This window comes from Flavobacterium sp. PL02 (genome assembly GCF_035013205.1).
GTDB lineage: Bacteria > Bacteroidota > Bacteroidia > Flavobacteriales > Flavobacteriaceae > Flavobacterium.
The window spans coordinates 168,006-189,794 of record NZ_JAYGJP010000005.1 but is presented as its reverse complement, the minus strand read 5'-3'; the positions used below and the strand labels follow the sequence as shown (position 1 = coordinate 189,794).

The 21,789-nt window shown below is 31.9% G+C and carries 19 protein-coding genes; 12 read left to right on the top strand and 7 right to left on the bottom strand.

Annotation, left to right across the window (positions count from 1 at the left end; genetic code table 11):
* The first annotated feature begins 132 nt into the window (after positions 1-132).
* Both SHI72_RS15920 and SHI72_RS15915 read left to right on the top strand, forming a co-directional pair.
* Positions 133-2,091 (top strand): KUP/HAK/KT family potassium transporter, encoded by a 1,959-nt coding sequence (locus SHI72_RS15920; protein ID WP_323490653.1) that lies wholly within the window; start codon positions 133-135, stop codon positions 2,089-2,091.
* Positions 2,092-2,232: 141 nt separating this feature from the next.
* A complete protein-coding gene (locus tag SHI72_RS15915) occupies positions 2,233-3,465 on the top strand; it encodes an RsmB/NOP family class I SAM-dependent RNA methyltransferase (RefSeq protein WP_039113916.1) in 1,233 nt (410 codons plus the stop codon).
* Positions 3,466-3,527: 62 nt separating this feature from the next.
* Here the strand turns inward: SHI72_RS15915 and SHI72_RS15910 are convergent, their stop codons facing one another.
* The 3 genes from SHI72_RS15910 to SHI72_RS15900 form a co-directional block, all read right to left on the bottom strand.
* Positions 3,528-4,037 (bottom strand): hypothetical protein, encoded by a 510-nt coding sequence (locus SHI72_RS15910; protein WP_323490652.1) that lies wholly within the window; start codon positions 4,035-4,037, stop codon positions 3,528-3,530.
* Positions 4,038-4,085: 48 nt separating this feature from the next.
* Entirely contained in the window at positions 4,086-5,621 is a 1,536-nt protein-coding gene (locus SHI72_RS15905) for a YifB family Mg chelatase-like AAA ATPase (protein WP_323490651.1), read from the bottom strand.
* Between the two features lie 168 nt (positions 5,622-5,789).
* A complete protein-coding gene (locus SHI72_RS15900; RefSeq protein ID WP_323490650.1) occupies positions 5,790-5,993 on the bottom strand; it encodes a hypothetical protein in 204 nt (67 codons plus the stop codon).
* A gap of 194 nt (positions 5,994-6,187) precedes the next feature.
* On the opposite strand from SHI72_RS15900, the gene SHI72_RS15895 reads away from it, so the two are divergent.
* The 7 genes from SHI72_RS15895 (at position 6,188) to SHI72_RS15865 (ending at position 11,776) form a co-directional block, all read left to right on the top strand.
* Complete coding sequence (locus tag SHI72_RS15895) at positions 6,188-7,636, top strand: S41 family peptidase (RefSeq protein WP_323490649.1); 1,449 nt, start codon at positions 6,188-6,190, stop codon at positions 7,634-7,636.
* A gap of 27 nt (positions 7,637-7,663) precedes the next feature.
* The gene (locus tag SHI72_RS15890) at positions 7,664-7,963 is read left to right on the top strand and encodes a hypothetical protein (protein ID WP_323490648.1); all 300 of its coding nucleotides are present in this window, start codon (positions 7,664-7,666) and stop codon (positions 7,961-7,963) included.
* Entirely contained in the window at positions 7,941-8,177 is a 237-nt protein-coding gene (locus SHI72_RS15885; protein ID WP_323490647.1) for a DUF4440 domain-containing protein, read from the top strand. The genes SHI72_RS15890 and SHI72_RS15885 overlap by 23 nt, the downstream gene beginning before the upstream one ends.
* A gap of 76 nt (positions 8,178-8,253) precedes the next feature.
* Positions 8,254-8,853, top strand: a complete 600-nt coding sequence (locus tag SHI72_RS15880; protein WP_323490646.1) for an HD domain-containing protein — start codon at positions 8,254-8,256, stop codon at positions 8,851-8,853.
* Between the two features lie 829 nt (positions 8,854-9,682).
* Complete coding sequence (locus SHI72_RS15875) at positions 9,683-10,117, top strand: GNAT family N-acetyltransferase (protein ID WP_323490645.1); 435 nt, start codon at positions 9,683-9,685, stop codon at positions 10,115-10,117.
* A 41-nt stretch (positions 10,118-10,158) separates the two neighbouring features.
* The gene (locus SHI72_RS15870) at positions 10,159-11,232 is read left to right on the top strand and encodes an alanine/ornithine racemase family PLP-dependent enzyme (RefSeq protein WP_323490644.1); all 1,074 of its coding nucleotides are present in this window, start codon (positions 10,159-10,161) and stop codon (positions 11,230-11,232) included.
* A gap of 169 nt (positions 11,233-11,401) precedes the next feature.
* Positions 11,402-11,776 carry a DUF2255 family protein gene (locus SHI72_RS15865; RefSeq protein ID WP_039113907.1) on the top strand — a complete coding sequence of 125 codons (375 nt, stop codon included), beginning with the start codon at positions 11,402-11,404 and terminating at the stop codon, positions 11,774-11,776.
* Between the two features lie 100 nt (positions 11,777-11,876).
* Here the strand turns inward: SHI72_RS15865 and SHI72_RS15860 are convergent, their stop codons facing one another.
* Entirely contained in the window at positions 11,877-12,284 is a 408-nt protein-coding gene (locus SHI72_RS15860; protein WP_039113906.1) for a RidA family protein, read from the bottom strand.
* 326 nt (positions 12,285-12,610) lie between these two features.
* Between SHI72_RS15860 and SHI72_RS15855 the strand changes: the two genes are divergently transcribed.
* Together SHI72_RS15855 and SHI72_RS15850 are read left to right on the top strand one after the other, a co-directional pair.
* Positions 12,611-14,047: a S41 family peptidase gene (locus SHI72_RS15855; RefSeq protein WP_323490643.1), complete on the top strand. Its 1,437-nt coding sequence runs from the start codon at positions 12,611-12,613 to the stop codon at positions 14,045-14,047.
* A gap of 336 nt (positions 14,048-14,383) precedes the next feature.
* A complete protein-coding gene (locus SHI72_RS15850; RefSeq protein ID WP_039118927.1) occupies positions 14,384-15,700 on the top strand; it encodes an ammonium transporter in 1,317 nt (438 codons plus the stop codon).
* An 88-nt stretch (positions 15,701-15,788) separates the two neighbouring features.
* Here SHI72_RS15850 and SHI72_RS15845 read toward each other — a convergent pair whose 3' ends face one another.
* From SHI72_RS15845 to SHI72_RS15835, 3 genes are all read right to left on the bottom strand, one after another.
* A complete protein-coding gene (locus tag SHI72_RS15845; RefSeq protein ID WP_323490642.1) occupies positions 15,789-17,894 on the bottom strand; it encodes a protein-disulfide reductase DsbD family protein in 2,106 nt (701 codons plus the stop codon).
* Positions 17,894-19,201 carry a tRNA lysidine(34) synthetase TilS gene (gene tilS / locus SHI72_RS15840; protein WP_323490641.1) on the bottom strand — a complete coding sequence of 436 codons (1,308 nt, stop codon included), beginning with the start codon at positions 19,199-19,201 and terminating at the stop codon, positions 17,894-17,896. Before tilS ends, SHI72_RS15845 begins: the two co-directional genes overlap by 1 nt.
* A gap of 76 nt (positions 19,202-19,277) precedes the next feature.
* A complete protein-coding gene (locus tag SHI72_RS15835) occupies positions 19,278-20,564 on the bottom strand; it encodes an anthranilate synthase component I family protein (protein ID WP_323490640.1) in 1,287 nt (428 codons plus the stop codon).
* A gap of 208 nt (positions 20,565-20,772) precedes the next feature.
* Between SHI72_RS15835 and SHI72_RS15830 the strand changes: the two genes are divergently transcribed.
* A complete protein-coding gene (locus SHI72_RS15830) occupies positions 20,773-21,675 on the top strand; it encodes a DUF4349 domain-containing protein (RefSeq protein ID WP_323490639.1) in 903 nt (300 codons plus the stop codon).
* Positions 21,676-21,789: the final 114 nt, after the last annotated feature.

The following is a 21,789-nucleotide window of genomic DNA, read 5'->3' as shown; positions in this document are numbered from 1 at the left end:
ATACACTTATCAGACGAAAATAAAAACACGATTTAACGATCGTGTTTTTTTTATCTTTATTCTTCATAATTTGATGTTAATTTGTTTTAAAACAGTAAATTTGACGCGACTTTTATAAAATTAAAAAATTAAATGAGCGCATCACACAAGAACTTACATAGTAAGTTAACGTTAGGAGGTTTGTTAATCACATTAGGTATTATTTATGGTGATATAGGAACCTCTCCTTTATATGTAATGAAAGCCATTCTTGGCAAACATATAATCGAAGCTGATATTGTTTTGGGTGGTATTTCATGTGTATTCTGGACATTAACGCTCCAAACAACCATCAAATATGTGCTTATTACACTCAGTGCCGATAATCATGGCGAAGGAGGAATCTTTGCTTTATACGCACTGGTTAAAAAAACAAAGATTAAATGGTTGATTGTTCCCGCCATTATAGGGGGAAGTGCCTTACTCGCAGATGGTATTATTACACCGCCAATATCCGTTTCTTCGGCAATTGAAGGTATTAAAACCTATTATCCTAGTATAAATACTGTTCCTATTGTTATTGCAATCTTATTTGTTTTATTTGCGATTCAGCAATTCGGGACAAAATTAGTAGGTAAGTTTTTTGCTCCAATGATGCTTATCTGGTTTACCATGTTAGGTACTTTGGGTGTCATACAAATTGCACATCATCCAGAAGTTTTTAAAGCGATAAACCCTTACTACGCTTATCACTTATTATCAATCCATCCTGATGGCTTCTTCGTTTTAGGCTTTGTATTTTTATGTACAACCGGAGCCGAAGCTTTATACTCGGACATGGGACACTGCGGAAGAAAAAACATTCGCATAAGCTGGATATTTGTTAAGTCAACATTAGTATTAAACTATTTTGGACAAGCAGCTTATCTTATTCATCATGAAGGACGTACTTTACAAGAATTAGGAGGTAACGGAAATCCTTTTTATTTAATCATGGCAAGTTGGTTCCAACCAATTGGTATTGTTATCGCAACACTTGCAGCAGTAATTGCATCGCAAGCACTTATTAGTGGTTCATTTACATTGATAAATGAAGCCATGCGATTAAATTTCTGGCCAAAAGTAAAAATAAAATATCCTACTGAATTAAAAGGTCAACTATACATCCCATCTATAAACTGGTTATTATTTTTTGGTTGTGTAGGTATCGTATTGCACTTTGAAGAATCAGGAAAAATGGAACATGCTTATGGTCTTGCAATTATTTTATGCATGATTATGACCACTATTTTACTTAATTTCTACTTGATTATGAAACGAGTAAAATTATATTTCATGGTTCCATTAATCACTATATATCTAGCAATCGAGATTAGTTTTTTAATTGCCAACGTAACTAAGTTTGCCGAAGGTGGTTATGTAACATTAATTATTGCTGCAGTTCTTATCTCTATTATGACGATTTGGTTCCTGGCTAAGAAAATTAATAAAAACTACACCAAGGTTATCAAGATTGAAGATTATAAAAAAGTGTTGATGGAATTGAGCGAAGATTTATCTATTCCTAAATATGCAACGCATTTAGTTTATATGACCAATGCTAGCCGTGTAGATGAATTGGAGGAAAAAGTAATTTATTCCATTTTGCAAAAGCGTCCGAAAAGAGCCGATATATATTGGTTTGTACACGTAAACATTTTAACTGAGCCTTATAAAACTCAATATAAAGTAACCGAAATTGCAAAAGACGATATTTATAGAGTCGATTTTAATTTAGGATTTAGAGAACCTACCAAGATCAACTTAATGTTTAGAGAAGTTATTCGTGATATGGTAAAAAAAGGAGAAGTTGATATTACAAGCCGATACGAATCATTGAATAAAAATAATATTATTGGAGATTTCAAATTTGTGTTATCTGAGAAATTCCTTTCTAACGATAATGACTTGAGATGGCATGAAAATATTATCATGAACTCTTATTTCTTTATAAAGAAACTAAGTTTATCCGAAGAACGCGCTTTTGGTTTAGACAGCAGTTCTGTAAAAATAGAAAAATTCCCAATGGTGCTTCATGCTCCAGAAAACATAGGTTTAACAAGAGTTCATTAAGCCTTGATAAACATTTACAAAACACTCTTTTAATTCTTAAAAGAGTGTTTTTTTTTGGTTGGAAAATATAAAAAGAACATTCAAAATTAAAAATTTAACTTTCAACCAATTAATAGTACCTTTGCAGCTCAATTATTTAAAATGAGATTACACAGAAATTTAGTTTATACGACCATCGATTCTTTAAACGCCATATTCAATGAAGGTGAATATGCTGATAAAGTGGTTGCAAGAGCATTAAAAAAAGACAAACGTTGGGGAAGTTCTGACAGGAAATTTGTCGCAGAAACGATATACGAAATAGTTCGTTGGAAAAGATTATACAGTGAAATTGCTGAAGTTAAAGAACCGTTTGACAGAGATAACCTTTGGAGAATGTTCTCAGTATGGGCAGTTTTAAGAGGTTACCCAATCCCTGATTGGCGCCAGCTGGAAGGAGTTCCTGAAAGAAAAATAAAAGGTCGTTTTGACGAGCTTTCTAAAACTAGAGCTATTAAAGAATCTATTCCTGATTGGATGGATGAATTAGGAGTTAAAGAATTAGGCGAAAAACTTTGGGCTACAGAAATTGCTGCTCAAAACCAACCGGCTAAAGTTATACTTAGAGTAAATACGCTAAAAACTACCAAAGAACAGTTAAGAGCAATCTTAATGGATTTGAATATCGAAACCGAATTCTTAAAAAATCAGCCAGATGCTTTGGTCTTAAAAGAAAGAGCAAATGTATTCTTAACAGATGCATTTAAGCAAGGTTTCTTTGAGGTTCAAGATGCTAACTCGCAACTTGTAGCTGCATTTCTTGATGTAAAACCAGGAATGCGTGTAGTTGATACTTGTGCTGGTGCTGGAGGAAAAACATTGCATATTGCTTCTTTGATGGAAAACAAAGGACAATTAATTGCAATGGATTTATACGAAAGTAAACTAAAGCAATTAAAATTAAGAGCGAAACGTAATGGTGCTTTTAATATCGAATACCGTATTATCGACACTACTAAGGTAATTAAGAAATTACACGAAAAAGCCGATAGAGTTTTAATCGATGCTCCATGTAGTGGTTTAGGTGTTTTAAAAAGAAACCCTGATGCTAAATGGAAATTAAAGCCTGAATTTATCGATAACATTCGTAAAGTTCAAGCCGAAGTTTTAGAGAACTATTCTAAGATTGTAAAACCAGGAGGAAAACTAGTTTACGCTACGTGTTCTATATTACCTTCTGAAAATCAAGAGCAAGTAGAGAAATTCTTAAAAACAGAAATTGGAAAACAGTTTACTTTTGTAAAAGACCAAAAAATATTGGCTTCTGAGTCTGGATTTGATGGTTTTTATATGGCATTATTAGAGCGTAAAGATGCTCCAGTAGTAGCTTCATAAAACTACATTATACTTATATATTAAAAAAGGTTTAACATTGAATTCAATGTTAAACCTTTTTTTTATTCTGGTTTAAGAGAATCCAAAATATTACTTCCTCTAATAAGCATTTTAGGTTCAGTATTCTCTTTGATTTTTGTTAGAATACTAATAATATCTAAATCTGTGCCTTTCAAATTTTCAATTGTATCAGAACTAACAACATCTGTTTTAAATATATATTTTTCGTCAATTTTATAAGTTCCTACATCTTTAAGAATAACTACCCCGTTTAATACAAACAAAAACTTTTTACTTTTACTTTTCGTGAATTTATTTTTAATATCATTCAGAGTCATCAAATTAACCTCTTTTGGATTTTTTGAAGTAATCATTATTCTCCCTATATAATTAACTGCTTCAATCGTGATTGTATCTTTTATCACATTAATATCTTTAATTTCGTTTACATCAAAATTTGCAATGGCGTTTTTGTGTACAAAATTTCCATCTAAAAAAAAGGCAGGTTCATTCGTTTGTGAATACATCCCTATAAACATAAATAGTGAGAACAAAACAAATAGTGCTTTCATAATTATAATAGGTCGAGAATTAATTATTTAAATATACTATTATTTCTCTTACCCCAACCAACCATCACGATCTAAACTGCGATATTGAATTGCTTCGGCAATATGAGAAGAAACAATATCTGGAGCCGCCTCTAAATCGGCTATAGTTCTGGCTACTTTCAAAATTCTATCGTAAGCCCTAGCTGAAAGATTAAGTCGTTCCATTGCGGTTTTTAATAATAACTTTGATTGTTCGTCAAGTGCACAAAACTCTCTGATTTGTTTCGTATTCATTTGCGCATTATAATTTATATTCTCGAATGTTTCAAATCTTTTAGCTTGAATTTCGCGTCCAGCCGTAACACGTTCGCGAATATGCACACTACTTTCGGCTTTATTATCATCAGCTAATTTTTCAAAAGGAACTGGCGTAACTTCTATATGAATATCTATTCTGTCTAATAAAGGCCCTGAAATCTTGCTTAAATAACGTTGCATCTCGTGTGGAGATGATTTTTGTGGTGCATCAGGATCATTAAAGAATCCGCTTGGACTCGGGTTCATACTCGCCACAAGCATAAAAGAAGATGGATAGGTTACGGTAAACTTGGCTCGCGAAATTGTTACTTCTCTATCTTCCAGAGGTTGACGCATTACTTCGAGTACATCTCTTTTAAACTCAGGTAATTCATCTAGAAATAAAACCCCATTATGTGCCATCGAAATTTCTCCTGGTTGCGGATAACTGCCTCCTCCTACTAATGCTACATTCGAAATGGTGTGATGCGGACTTCTAAAAGGCCTTTGATTCATTAACCCAACTTCTTTTAATTTTCCTGCAACACTATGAATTTTGGTCGTTTCTAATGCTTCTTTTAATGTCATTGGTGGCAGAATACTTGGTAATCGTTTGGCTAGCATTGTTTTTCCTGCTCCTGGAGGTCCAACCAAAATTATATTGTGTCCGCCCGCAGCAGCAATTTCCATACAACGCTTTATACTCTCCTGCCCTCTTACATCTGAGAAATCAAATTCAGGGAAATCTAACGTTTTATAAAACTCAGCCCTAGTATCTATAACAGTCGTTTCTAAAGTTCCTTTTCCTTCCAGAAAATCAATTACTTCCTGTACATTCTCAACTCCATATACATCTAAACCTGCTACAATTGCAGCTTCTTTTACATTTTGCTTTGGCAGAAAAAATCCTTTATATCCTTCTTCCTTTGCTTTTATAGCAATAGGCAAAGCGCCACGAATGGGTTGTAAGCTTCCGTCAAGCGAAAGTTCTCCCATAATAATATACTTATCTAGTTCGGGTGCTTTTATTTGATCTGAAGCCACTAAAATACCAATTGCCAAAGTTAGGTCGTAAGCCGAACCTTCTTTACGCAAATCGGCTGGCGCCATATTTATAGTTATTTTTTTTCCAGGCATTTTATACCCGTTATTTTTTAGTGCTGCTGCAATCCTGAAACAACTTTCTTTGATGGCACTATCAGGTAAACCTACCAAATGATACCCAATTCCTGTATCCATATTTACCTCAACAGTAATAGTTGTAGCTTCTACACCAAAAACTGCACTTCCGTATACTTTAACTAACATAATCCCTTTTATTTATGAAAGTAAAAGTATTTAATTATAAATTGAAAAAGTAGTATTTTGTAGTAAAAAATTTACTTTTTATTTAATCGCATAAATAGATGAATTAATTCAAAATAATTTGAACTTTTTGAAAAAGCTACTTAGATTTTAATTCTATGAATTCTAATTCTACCATATCATCTCAATACAATTAATCCTATTTTCTAATGCATCATAAAGGTTTTCTTGAATTACCATTAACTCTTGGTAACCTGCATTACTATTATAATCTACCGTACGGCTACTAGCTTTAAGTAATTTCCTCAAAGCTTTTCTTTCCATCGCATTAAAATCATAAGCAGCTTTTAAATCTGCGATGCTTAAATCTTCCATTTTTACTATATTCATCTTGATTTTTTATTTATGGTTACGTAAATGTAAAATGAAATTATTCTTGTAGCATTCAACTTATTTTTTTTAACAGTATAATTTGTTGAATAATCCGTTCATAAAAAACTTTAACTTGTGAAAATTAAACCCATCAAAAATTATAATAGCGACTTCTTTGTAACATAAACAACTTTAGTATGACTACTATAAAAAGACAAAAGATGAATCGGTTATATAAAATACTTTTACTAATACTTGTTTCCATAAATATATGTTCTGCTCAAACAATTGAAAAAGCTTCTGATAATACTCCAAAAGTTATTGAATGTCCGCTTTTAAAACAAGATTTTGTAATTTTCAGGACTCAACTACAAAAATCATATCCTTCATTATATCGCTTTAACAGCAAAAAAAATATAGATCGATTATTTGATAATTATTTTTTATCTATAAATAAAAATACCACTCAAATTGATTTTTTAGCAGAGATAAAACTCGTATTGAGTTATTTGCAAGACGGTCACTTTTATGCAGGAGCATCGCCAGAGTTAAAACAATATTTTGATGAAAATGCGAAAGTCTTTCCGCTACAAATCAGGTTTATAAACGATAATGCTTATGTTGTTTGTAGCAAAAAAGGAAGTCTATTACCCGAAACTGAAATTCTAAGCATAAACGGTATTCAAATAAACGAAATCAAGGAAAAACTTTTCCAATATATTGTTTCTGATGGTAAAATCGAAACCAAAAAATATGTGATACTAAATAATAATTTCTGGTTTTATTATCGATTAGTTTATGGCGAACAATCTGATTTTAAAATTGAATATAAGTCTAAGGATAACAAAATTAAAACGATTAATCTCAGTTCTGAACTATATAAAAATACCGAATGCAAAAATCAGAAACCTGATCCAGATAAATATTTATCGATCGATTATAAAAAAGATGGTATTGCTCTTCTCACCATCAAAACTTTTAATGGAGAAATATTCGACCAAACAAAAGAAAATTATATTCCGTTTTTAGAGCAAACATTCAAAGAAATAAAAGATAAGAAAATAGATAAACTAATAATCGATTTAAGAGGAAACGGTGGAGGAAGAGATACTTATGGTTCATTATTATATTCTTACCTTACAAATACTCCATTTGAATATTATACTTCTCTAGAAAGTACTTCGCAAAAATTAACCAAAAACGACCTAAGTAGTTATAAACCGAAAGAAAACCCATCTGAAGATTACTTTAGAGGTAGAAATAATTTGGCCACCCAAAAACCAAGTCTGAATAATTTCGCAGGTAAAGTTTATGTTTTAATTGATGGAATGAGTTTTTCGACAACTGCTGAGTTCTGTGCTATTGCAAAAAGTAACAATAGGGCCTTATTTATCGGGGAAGAAACTGGCGGTGGATATTTCGGAAATACTTCTGGTAATGCTGTGGAATTGGTTTTGCCAAACACTCAAATTTATGTTTCGATACCTACAACCAAATATATTTTATCAGTCAAAAAAGACAAATATAGTAACCGAGGCATTTTACCCGATTATAAAATAACTCCAACTATTAGTGAGTACATTCAGGACAAAGATGTTCAGCTAGAATTTGCATTAAAACTTGCAAACCAAAAAACAAAAAAATAATTCAATCTAATTCCAAAACAAAAAAAAATGTCGAAGAAAATCCTTGTTCTTTTACTGCTCTCCATTCTTTCTGTAAGTTCAACTTTTGCTCAGAAAGTCAAAAAATTAAAAAAGAATACTCCTGAATTGAAAAGTGAATTATATTACGAAATTAAAAAAGCCGATAGCACTTTATTTGCTGCCTTTAATAGATGCGATACTGTAGCTTACAAAAAGTTTTTTCTAGATGATTTAGAATTTTACCATGACCTTGGAGGCTTAACAACTTCTTTTAAAAGCGAATTAGCCTCATTTAAGGAAATGTGTGCTAGAGGAAGTAATATTTAGAAGAGAACTTGTAGAAAGTAGCTTAGAAGTTTATCCAATTAAAAATTATGGTGCAGTCGAAATAGCCGTTCATAATTTTTATCATACAAATAAAGGTGAAAAAGAAAAACCAAGCGGAACTTATAAATTTATTCATGTTTGGCAGCAAAAAGATGGAGAATGGAGAATCTCGAGGATCATTAGTTACGGACATGATAGCATGAAAAATGACTAGACCTAAATAGTTAACACGGTCCTATCGCTGATTTTAATAACTTTGTTATCATTACACAACTTAAAAAAACACCGAGATGCAAACTGATAGTTTATTAAAACAAATAGATTTCATTAAAGAGATTGATAAGGTAAAATACATTCAGCGCAAAACTAAATTATTCAACAGCGACAGAAATGAAAATGATGCTGAGCATAGCTGGCATTTGGCTATGATGACAATTGTACTAGCTGAGCATTCGAATGTACCTATAGATGTTCTTAAAGTCCTTAAAATGGTTTTAATACACGACATTGTAGAGATTGATGCTGGTGATACTTTTATTTATGACACCACAAAAAGTCACGATAATACCGATGAGGAACGTATTGCTGCTGAACGAATTTTTGGGCTTTTGCCAAAAGAACAAGCTCAGGAGTTTATTGCAATTTGGGAAGAATTTGAGGCTGGTTTAACCAATGAAGCAAAATTTGCAAAATCGATGGACAGACTTGAACCTCTTTTGCAAAACACATCTAATAATGGAGGAACCTGGAGAGAATTTAATGTAGATTACGAGAAAGTTCACGAAAAGAAAAAAGTGATTCAAGAAGGCTCTGATACAATCTGGAATTATGCCGAAAATTTAATTAACGAAAGTGTCCAAAAAGGAATTCTCACGAAGAAAAATAACTAAATAAACTTTATTTTATTTCTCGGATTTAAAAAAATTAAAAGGATTTCTTACCATTAAGAGATTAAGAAAAATTAAGTATTGTTTTGATAAAGTTTAATGTTTTTTTAGCCACATATTAAAAAGATTAAAAGGATTCAAACTTTGCGAACTCTGCGGTTAATTTACTGCTACAGATTAAAAGGATTAAGTCTTTGCGAACTCTGCGGTTAATATACTGCCACAGATTAAAAGATTAAAAAGATTCCAAAAGTTTTGCGGTTATTTTACCACAACCCGAGCGAGATCGAACTGGCGAAGCAATTGCACAAATTTACACAAATAAAAAATCTGCTGAATCTGCTAAATCTGCGAGCTACTTTTTTTTGCAACAGATAAAAAGGGTTCTTAAACTTTACGGTCTTTGCGCAATCCTTTGCCAACTCTGCGGTTAATTTACTGCCACTGATTAAAAGGATTAAAAAGATTTCAAACTTTGCGCCCTTTGCGAAAATCTTTGCTTGCTTTGCGGTTAATTTTTACAAACTCAGCGGTTAATTCCCTCTTACAGATTATATTTTTCACCCTCCAAAATCAACAAAATCGACCCGCTTACTATTTGTCCAAAACAAAATAAGCGGCTTCTTTTTGCCTATTTTCGGTTATTTTTCCTTAAATTGCGAAAATATCTATCACGTTTTCAGTCAAAAAATGCATTTTCACATTTTATTAAATGCGATTTTACCAATCCGGAATCTGACTAAAAAACATACCAATTTGCAATTTATATTGCATCTTTTGCCTATCGAAAAAATTTCATAATCGGGCACAATAATCTAAAAAGAATAACAAAATGGAATTCAAAATAATTACTCCTGAACAAGGAGAGGATAAAACATTTACTAATGAAATAATTGCTAAATTTCTTCATACTCATCTGGAACAATATGGCGATACAATCGAAGATATATTAAAAGCTATCGCATATGTAATGAACCCTGCAAAAGGCGGAAAAATTGTTCTTGCAATAGAAGAAGAAAACATTGTGGGAGCTTGTGTCCTAAACCATACAGGAATGAAAGATTATATTCCCGAAAATATATTGGTATATATAGCAGTCGACAAAAGCCAAAGAGGAAAAGGCTACGGAAAGAAATTAATGCAAAAAGTAATTGATACTGCCGAAGGAAATATTGCATTGCATGTTGAGCCAGATAATCCAGCTAAAATTCTATACGAGAAACTAGGCTTTACAAATAAATACCTAGAAATGCGTTTAATTAAATAAACCTCAACTAGTATTTCAATTTAAAAAAAGAAAAGAACGCAATGGCATTCATCAAATTATACCGCAAAAAACTAGAGGAGAATTATACTTTTCTGAACAACATTTTTATTTCCAAAAATATTAAGTGGGGTGTTGTATCTAAGCTTTTATGCGGTAATAAAATATATCTTAAAGAAATAATTGCTTTGGGTGTTACCGAAATTCATGATTCGAGGGTTAGTAACCTAAGAAAAATTAAATCATTAGACCCAAATATTCAAACCGTATATATTAAACCACCTGCAAAGCGAAGTATTGCAAGCATTGTAAAATATGCCGATGTTAGTTTTAACACTGAGATTTATACGATACAAATGCTTTCTAGCGAAGCGCAGAAACAAAATAAAATCCATAAAATCATTATTATGATTGAAATGGGTGATTTACGCGAGGGCGTAATGGGCGAAGATTTAGTTGAATTTTACGGGCAGGTTTTTAGTCTGCCTAATATTGAAGTTCTTGGTATCGGTACAAACCTTAATTGCTTGAGTGGCGTAATGCCAACTCAGGACAAACTGATTCAGCTAAGTTTATACAAACAACTTATCGAAGCTAAATTTGATATTAGCATTCCGTGGGTTTCTGGCGGAACTTCAGTTGCATTGCCTTTAATCATAAAGAATGCAAGACCTATGGAGGTTAACCATTTCAGGATTGGTGAAGCATTGTTCTTTGGGAAAGATTTGTTTACTGGAGAAACTATCGAAGGAATGCACAACGATGTTTTCAAGCTTTATACAGAGATTATCGAAATAACCGAAAAACCAGATATCCCAACAGGTGAATTAGGCGAAAATGTAGCAGGAAATACTTTTTCTATGAATGATACCGAAGATTTTGGCGGCACTTCTTTACGTGCAATTCTGGATATTGGTTTACTCGATATGCAACCTCAATATTTAGAATCTGATGATGCCGAAATAAGCATTGTCGATGCCAGCTCGGATATGTTAGTAATTGATATTTCTAAGTCTAAAAAGAAATATAAAGTAGGCGACTTAGTATCGTTTAACATTAGATACATGGGCGCACTATATCTTTTAAACTCCGATTATATCGAAAAAACTATAGAATAAATAATTCTTTGTAAAATAATTATCTATAAAATTATATAATAGCAATCGCAATTTAATAATATTATAATGCTATCCCTAAATAACTCGATTCTATCAAATGGTGCAAAATATTCGTTAGTAAATACTTTTATTTACAATCTTATATAAAATATAATTTTAGCACAACAATATGAAAAACTTTGATACTGAAACAATCGATTTTATTGAGAACAACAATCTTATTGGAATAAAAGCGGGAAATGAAAGACCAAACTTCCTTAATATTTGGATGGTTACTGTTGATAATAGAATCTTTGCAAGATCATGGGGTTTTGCTGAAAGAAGTTGGTACAATACATTCCTAAAAGATGCTGATGGAGAAATAAAATGTGGAGAAAGAGTTATTAAAATATCTGCTGTTATACCAAAAGATATCGCCTTACTCAACAAAAAAATAAACGAAGCCTACTTAAAAAAGTACGATTCAGGTGATAATTCTTTTTACGCTCACGGAATAATTAAAGAGGAACATATTGCAAAAACTATGGAATTTATAGTTTTGTAAATATCAATTATGAGTATAATAATGAATACTATCTAATTAAAATAAATAAAAAACGAGATGATTATCATCTCGTTTTTTATTTATTTCTGCCTCAGTATCTCTATTTTGCAGCCCAGATTTCGATTTCTAATTTAATCTCTGGTAATCCCAAAGCAGTAATATATCCAACAGTCATTGACGGATATACTTCTCCAAAAAATGCATTCCATACAGCATAAAAAGCATCCCAATCTATTTCTTGAGTTGCCCAGATATTTACCTTGATAACATCATCGGCTACCAATTCCTGACTTTCCAGAACAGCTTTTATATTCTGAAAAGTATTAACAACTTGTTCGTTAAAATTATCTGGCAAATCTCCTTCTTTACTTGTACCTATCTGACCAGAAAAAGTATAAATATCTGCATTACCTGATATCTTCGTAACATGAGAATAATTACCAACTGGAGCTGATAATGTACTTGGATTTGACCTTGTTACTGCTTTTATCTTATTGTTTTCACTCATTTTTGCTTCTAATAATGATTAAATTTTGACAACTTTTGTTTCTCAAATAATTTCGAGCTTAACAAATTTAAAAGATGCAATTATAAATCTACTTCCCATTTTGAAATATTTAACTTGTGACATTGCCATAAAAATCAATACTTCGCATTGATTCATCACTAATAAAAAAGTCCTATTCTTTATTATAACTTCAATTATATTAAAAAAACAGAGTAATTTATTATTTATAAATGATTTACAATAAAATTATATATTAGCATGTATATTTCCGTAACCACTTATTATTTAAGCATCAAAGTATTTCAATCAATCAAACCTAACTAATCATGAAAAACAAATTCCCCCCTTCAAAAAGCAAGATTTCCTATTTTAATCACAGACATATTTCTCTTCTAATACTGTTCTTTGTTTTCACAATAAATACAAGCGCTCAACAAAAAACAATTACGGAGAAATTCAAGAAAGAAACTGTTTTAAAAATTGATTCTTTATTACAAGTAAATTATATATTTCCTGATAAAGCCAAATTAATTGGTAATCATTTAAAAGCCGCATATAAAGAAGGTAAATTTAAAAAGTATGACTTATTAGACTCTTTTGCAGTAGCATTAACAAAAGAAGTACGATTTATTAATAATGATAAGCATCTTGGAATTTGGACTAAATTTATTCCTCCTGTTGAGGAGAAAAAAGATTTAAATAAAGATTCTTATGAAATTTACCTGCACAATTACACCGACAATCGCAAACTAGCAAATGGCTTTAGAGAAGCTAAACTAATTGATAGCAATGTAGGATATATTAAATATAATAATTTCATACACGAAACCGATCAAACCATCGATTCTTATATGCGCTTACTAGAAAATGCCGATGCTATTATTATTGATTTAAGAAATAATGGAGGTGGTAGTCCAAAAACTGTTCAGTATTTATGTAGTTATTTTTTCAAAGATCCTATATTACTAAACACCTTATATTTTAGAAAAGATAATTTTACTGAGGAATTTTGGGTAAAAGAAGTAAACGGAAAAAAATTGATTGATGTTCCTTTGTTCATTATTACTAGTCCAAAAACTTTTTCGGGAGCCGAAGAATTCAGCTATAATATGCAAACCCAAAAAAGAGCAACACTAGTTGGAGAAACAACTGGTGGAGGAGCTAATCCTGGCGAACCCTATGAAATTAACAGTCGATTAGAAATATTCGTTCCTACCGGAACTGGAATAAACCCAATTACAAAAACAAACTGGGAAGGTGTTGGTGTAATTCCAGAATATAAAACTACTCCAGATATGGCTTATGATAAAGCTGTAGAATTAGCACAAAAAACTGCTTTTGATTACAGAAATAAAAAGGCAGCTGAATCTAAAAATCTTTATCTGGAACTACAAAAAACTGTTGATCAACAAACGAAACCAATTAACGAAGGTGACTCTGCTAAAATGGATCAGCAAATATTTAATGTAGTAAAAAAATTAACTGAATCGAACTTATACAAAGAAGATGATATTGATGCATTAGCTTCACAATACACAAAGACAAAGCCTTTTATTACCGAATCCATCTTAAAGAGCAATACCGAGTTGTATCCAAAATCGCCTATTGCCTTTTTAAAATACGGTGATCTTCTGGAACAAAACGGAAAGAAAAGTAACGCCATAATAGCTTTAAAAAAATCTGTAGAAATTGCTACAGAAATTAAAGCTCCTTATCTGGAAGGATTAACAAAACGCTATGAAAGTGTTTTAAAAGGAAAATAGTTTTTATACCGTAATACAAAGGGACTAAATGTACACTGCATTTAGTCCCTTTTTTATTTAGAATACCTTACATAAAATAATAAACTCTTAGAATCAGATAATGTTTTTTGATGTCATAAAACAAAACTGACAATTTTAATTAAAACTTAATCTTCAAACTCAGCATTCATAAAATTCGCCATTCATAAAATTCAATTTTAGCATGTTTTTTAATTACTACCATCAAAATTAAGGGGGTTAAAATTAAAATTTAACAAAAATTAAACAGTAAATACTATTTTTTAATGGGGTGTTAAATCATTTTATACTTTTATCGAAATTTAAAACTAACCAACTATGCGAAAAATTATTTTAACTGTGATTCTAATCACGATTTTGGTACTAACCTTTCTCTCTAATTTTATCCTGTCCGATAGCCCTACCCCAACCGAAGCTGTAAAGTTTGATACTGGTGATACTGCCTGGATGATTGTTGCAACTGCATTTGTATTATTAATGACTCCTGGATTAGGTTTCTTTTACGGAGGTATGGTTGGCAAGAAAAACGTAATTAGCACCATGCTGCAAAGTTTTATGGCAATGGTAATTGTAACCATTTTATGGGTTGTTGTTGCCTTCGGGTTAGCCTTTGGTCCAACAATAGGGGGAATTATAGGTGATCCAACTTCTAATTTATTTTTTCAAGGTGTAGGTACCAATACTGCATGGAGTCTTGCCCCTACTATTCCGTTTATGCTATTTGCATTATTTCAGGCAAAATTTGCCATTATAACTCCTGCATTAATAACAGGTGCATTTGCAGAACGTGTTCGTTTTTGGGCATACTTATTATTCATGGTTTTATTTATACTAGTTATATACTCTCCTTTGGCACATATGACATGGCATCCTGAAGGTATTTTCTTTAAGATGGGTGTACTTGACTTTGCAGGAGGAACAGTTGTACATATGAGCGCTGGTTGGGCTGCATTGGCAGGAGCTATATTTTTAGGAAAAAGAAAAGTACAAAAAGTAAATCCTGCTCGTATTACATATGTGTTACTAGGAACTGCATTATTATGGTTTGGATGGTTTGGCTTTAATGCAGGTTCAGCGTTAGGAGCAAATGGTCTAGCTGTTCAGGCATTAGGTACAACTACAGTTGCAGCCGCAGCCGCAGCAATGGCTTGGGTATTTCTTGATAAAATTTTAGGACATAAACTATCAGCACTTGGAGCTTGTATTGGTGCAGTTGTAGGTCTTGTTGCCATTACTCCTGCTGCAGGTTTCGTAAGTATTCCTCATGCAATCTTTATTGGAGCATTTGCTGCCATTGTAAGTAATCTTGTAGTAGCTAAATTTCCTAAAGGAGAAATTGATGATGCGCTAGATGTTTTTGCTTGTCACGGTGTGGGTGGTATGGTAGGAATGTTATTAACTGGTGTTTTTGCTTCTAAAGCCATAAACCCGCTTGTTGGAGATAATCAAGGTCTTATTTTTGGAACCTCAACATTATTCACAAACCAATTAATAGCAATGGTAATTGTATCCATTTTTGCTTTTGTAGGTTCTTATATCCTTTTCTTTATTGTAAATAAAATTACGCCTCTAAGAGTTACTGAAGAAAAAGAAGAACTAGGATTAGACATTTCTCAACACGGAGAATTTTTATAAAAAAAATGCCTTAAAAATTATTTTAAAGCATCTTTATATACCAAGTAACATAAAAACAAAAAGACCAATCTAAGATTGGTCTTTTTTATTACTTAAATTTTGAAATTCCTTCTTTTAACCATTTCAAATATTCATCTGCACCAACATAACTAATTGTTGGTTTAGAACTATTTAAATTCTTACCCTCTAAATCGGTTATGATATATAAAGGTTGTGTATTGGTTTTATATTTAGAAATCATAAAATCAGTCCATTTATCACCAACTGTAATAATCTTATCTCCTGTAGCCGTTACGTATTGTTCTTCTGCAGGCAATTCCCGTTTATCATCAACATATAAAGAAATAAGCACTACATCATTTTTTAAGATTGGTAATATTCTTTCGTCAGACCAAACATTGTTTTCCATTTTTCTACAATTCACACAAGCATAACCTGTAAAATCGAGCATAATTGGTTTATTGATTGATTTAGCAAAAGCTACTCCATCTTCATAATCATGAAAAACCATGATTCCGTGTGGGCCTAATTCTGCTCCATCAGGTAATCCTTTATCCGAACCAAGACCTGAATTACTTGACCCTCCTACTCCAAACGGACTTTCACTATATTGTGGTGGTGGTGGGAAAGCACTAATTAATTTTAATGGCGCTCCCCAAAGTCCAGGAATTAAATACACCGTAAATACAAGTGTAAGTAATCCTAAATATAAACGTCCAACTGATATATGTGCCAAAGGGCTATCGTGTGGCAATGTAATTTTGCCGAATAAGTATAATGTTAAAGCTCCAAAAATCGCAATCCATATTGCTATAAAAACTTCTCTTTCAAGAAAATGCAATTGTAAAACTAAATCGGCATTTGATAAAAATTTGAATGCTAAAGCCAATTCCAGGAATCCTAAAACAACTTTTACAGTGTTTAACCATCCACCCGATTTTGGTAATGAATTTAGCCATCCCGGGAACATTGCAAATAACATAAATGGTAAGGCTAAAGCCAATGAGAAACCAAACATTCCAATAACAGGAGCAATTCCACCGTTTGAAGCAGCTTCTACTAATAAAGTTCCAACAATTGGTCCTGTACAAGAAAATGATACAATTGCCAAAGCCAAAGCCATAAATAATATTCCAATTATCCCACCTCTATCCGCTTGTTGATCGGCTTTATTTGCCCATGAATTTGGTAACATAATTTCAAAAGCTCCCAAAAATGAAGTTGCAAAAACGACTAATATAACAAAGAATATTAAGTTAAACCAGACATCTGTAGACAAAGCATTTAGTGCATCTGCACCAAAAACCCAAGTTACCAACCAACCTAATGCAACATAAATTACGATAATAGAAATTCCATAAATAACAGCATTTCTAATTCCTTTTGCCCTGCTTTTGCTTTGTTTTGTAAAAAAACTAACTGTCATAGGAATCATTGGGAACACACATGGCGTAAGCAATGCTGCAAAACCAGATAAAAATGCAATAAAGAATATTGACCATAAACTTCTTTGTGGAGCTGGTGCAGATGGATCTGAAGTAGAAGAATCTACATCAACATTATCTTTTGCTGTTTCTAAAGCTTTAGTTCCTACAATAGCCTTTGTAGTATCAACCGCCAGAGCATCTACAGGATCTGCCACAACCTCATCTGCTTTTACAATAGCAGTCGCTGCTGCATCGGCATCCATTTTAAAATTAGCTGGAAGCGCGATAGAAAATTTCTTATTTAAATTGATACAAACTTCTTTACAAACCTGAAAATCGAATTCAATCTCGATTGTTTTTACTTTAGCATTTGTAATTGTTATTTCTTGTTCGATATGTGCTTTCCCTTCAAAGAAAGTTTCGTTAACACCAAAAACATCATTAAATGCTGTTCTGGTTTTTCCTTCTTTGGCTTTACCAACTAAGTTATAGTTTCCTTTTTGATTTTTAAATGAAATTTCTAGCGGAAGCGGCCCTCCATCTGGAGTAAATTGCGAATACAAATGCCAGTCTTTTTCAATAACTCCATCAAAAATCAATACAAAATTGTTTCCAGATTTCTTTTCAATTTTAGAAGTCCATTTTACTGGCTCTAAGATTTGCGCATTTCCTTTTGCAAAAGCAAAAAAGAAAAGCAACAAAAACACAATCGAATTATTCCAGATTTTTTTTGATAGTAAAGCTTGCGGGTAATAGTTTGATTTCATTATTGTAATTCTATTTTAAGTATCTTATTTGTAGTATTTTCTATTTTAAAACGTTCATCTTGTCTGATTCCTACAACCCAAACAATTTGATTATCCGAACACAAAATCCATGTGTTTTCTTTTTCAATCAAGGATAATTTTTCATCTTTAAAAAGCTTACTAACTTTTTTAGATTTTCCATTCATTCCAAATGGATGAAAAACATCACCTTCATTCCACTTTCGTAAAAGCAAAGGAAACTTTATTTTATCGGCGTCCACAAATATAGCTTTATTTGAATCTATTGTTATGTGACCTACGTTACAAAGCCTCAATTTTAAGGGAAAATTAACTTCTTTATCGTTGATTTCTATATAAAATTCTTCTTGCTGAATTTCAGGAATTGGGCTTAAAATTAATGTTGTTCTGTCTTTCAACAATCTATATTCTGAAGAAAAAATCTGCTTTCCAGACTGACTTTCAACCAATTCATAAATATCATCCCAAGCCGAAAATTCATATTCCTTAAGCCATTGATACAAATACGATTTATAATTAGTTAATCGCTTTAACTGTTCTAAATCGAAATGAATTTCTTCGCCAATTTCTTTTGCAACTTGCTGATAAATCATAATCGAAGCATCTTCGACCATAATTTGTGCTTCTTGCAAAAACTCTTGTGTTTTCTGGAAAGCAGCTAAAAAATTAGGATTTATTTCTTTTAAAACTGGAACTAGATCATGACGTATTTTATTCCGTAAATATTTGTTAGATGCATTGCTACTATCCTCTCTCCACTCGATAACATTATCCTCTGCATATTGTTTAATTTCTTCTCTCGAAAATGGCAATAATGGACGAATAAGAGATTCATTTTGCTCTGGAATTCCAATTAATCCATCCAATCCTGTTCCTCTACTTAAATTAATTATAAAGGTTTCGAGATTATCATCGGCATGATGAGCCGTTAGAATATAATCATAACCTTCGGTTTCTAAAAGCTCGTAAAACCAATTATACCTTAGTTCTCGCGCTGCAACCTGTGTTGATAGCTTATAATCTTTTGCGAAAGCTTCAGTATCAAACTGTGTGATAAAAAATTGACGTTTTAAATTATCGGCAGCTGTGCTAACAAATTCCTGATCGCCAAAACTTTCTAAACCTCGTAACTGAAAATTGCAATGCGCAATTGCAAAATCATAATCTAACTGAGCAAATAAATGTGCCATAACCATACTATCCAAACCTCCGCTTGTAGCTAGTAACAATTTCTTTTTTGCAAGAAAAGGAAATGTTTGTGTGATATGATTTTTAAATTTTTGGAACATATTTTAATTTACGTCTTTTATTGTGATTTGGTTTTGCAAATCAACTGGTTAAAAATACAAAAAATAGATTTGTATATTATTGTAATACTTGTTGCATGGCTTTTGCCTTGAGCAAACATTCTTCATATTCTTTTTCGGGAACCGATTGTGATGTAATGGCGCTACCAACTGAAAAGGAAACATATTCTTTTTCCTGATTGTATAAGATGCTTCGAATAACAACATTAAAATCAAAATCTCCCTCGGGCGTAAAATAACCTACTGCCCCGCTATACAATCCTCGTTTGGTTTCTTCTAGTTTGTCGATGATATTCATTACCGAAATCTTTGGCGCTCCAGTCATACTTCCCATCGGGAAAGTTGTTTTTAAAACATCGATTGGCGAATATTGAGCATCAAGCCTTGAAGTAATTGTCGAAATCATTTGGTGTACTTGCAAAAAAGAATAAATCTTGCATAGCTCCACCACTTCTACCGAACCTTTCTGGGCAGTATGTGATAAATCATTTCGAACCAAATCGGTTATCATGATATTTTCTGCACGTTCTTTTGGATCTGCTTCTAACTGATTTTTAGATTTTTCGTCTTCTACTTTATCTTCAAAACGTTTTGAAGTTCCTTTGATAGGTTGCGAAATTATCTGATCTCCTATCTTACGAATATATCTTTCTGGTGAAGCCGATAACAAAAACTGTTTGTGATTTTTAAAAAAGACAGTTAGTGGCGCTTGCGATATTTCATTCAGTTTTTCGAACTTATCTAATGGGTTTATCGTTGCATTTTCTGCGTAAAACTCCATGCAAAAATTAGCTTCGTAAATATCTCCACGATGAATATGTTCTAGAACCGAATTAACTTTAGAGATATAATCTTGTTTAGAAATTCTTTGATTGATATGAAGTTCCGTTTGACTTTTCTCATCTGACTTTCGGCTTTCTACAATCTCATTATAATCTTCTTCGACCTCATCATCACACATCGATAAATATTGAATTTCGAGTTGATCGCCTTTTAACAAAAATATTTTTTTAGGCTGAAAGAAAAATAAATCAGGAAATTCTAATCCATCAAAATTAGTCGATTGTAGTTCTTCGATATCATTTTTTAGATCGTAGGTAAGATAACCAAAAAGCCAATCTCTGGTCGTTTGTTGGTATTGTTTTAAATCTTCGAATGCGTTATGGAAATCAGTTTTTATTGATGTAAAGGCATCGACAGCCAGCAAACAATCGAAACTTGAATATTCTTGTGGATACAAATTACTATCCATAAAAACAACTTCTCGGTGTTGTTGTGCCCAAACTAAAAGTTGCTGTTTAAAGGCCGCAGGATTTGAAATATGCTTGTGAATTGAAACTCTCAAAAAATTATTTTTTTTATCCGTCAAAATTACGACAAAAAAATTCCTTCGATAATGTAATCTCAAAAAATATTGGCACGCTTTTTATTACACCAGTTTATATCCATTTTATAAAATTGATACGATTATTGAGACAAAACTACTTTTACCCTTTAAAAAAAATATCCTATTAAGTAACCCATTTATTAATCTATAATTATATCATTTACCCATGAAAACAATTGCAAAATTTGGCATGACTACAGTAGTAATCATCGCACTATTATTCTCCTGTAAAAAAGCAGATACGTACCAAGAAGACTCTGCTGCAGAATCATCGACTAGTACATCCGATATCGTTTCTTCATCGGCAGCTGTCGAAAAGAAAGATAGTAATCATAAATTTATACGAACCGCCGATATAAAATTTAAGGTAAAAAATGTAGCAAAATCAACTTACGCAATTGAAAACGCAACGGTAAAATTTGGAGGTTTTGTTACTTACACTAATTTACAAAGTACAGTTCATGACGAAATTCAAACCAAAATAAGTCAAGATAGTACTCTACAAACCACTAAATATTCGGTAATAAACGACATTACTATTCGTGTTCCCAACACTCAACTTGATACGGTTATAAAGACTATTGCTAAGCAAATAGATTTTCTGGATTACCGTGTTATCAAAGCCGATGATGTTTCTTTAAAATTGCTTTCGAACCAGCTTGCTCAAAACAGAAATGCAGAAAATAACAAAAGAATCGAAAATGCTATCGATACTAAAGGCAAGAAAATAAACGATGTTATGGAAGCAGAGAATACTCTTGCTGCTCAAAAAGAACAAAATGACTCTAGTAAAATCGAAAAACTATCTTTAAATGATCAGATAAATTTTAGTACCATTACTTTACAATTGTACCAAAACCAATCTTTAAAACAAGAAGTAGTTCCTAGTAAAGATAATAACACTTACAAACCTAATATTGGTATTGAAATTATTGATGCTTTAAAAAGTGGTTGGTATATACTACAAGGTATAATTGTCTTTTTTATAAATCTTTGGCCATTTATTTTAATTGGAACTGGTGGATTTTTCCTTTATAGAAAATATGTTAAAAATCAGTCTAAAATATAAGAATTCATGTATTTATTTATAGCGTAAAAATCATTATATTTGATATAGCATTAAACAAAAACCAAAACACTCAAGAATAGTTTATATAATTCATAATAAATTAATAATTAAACC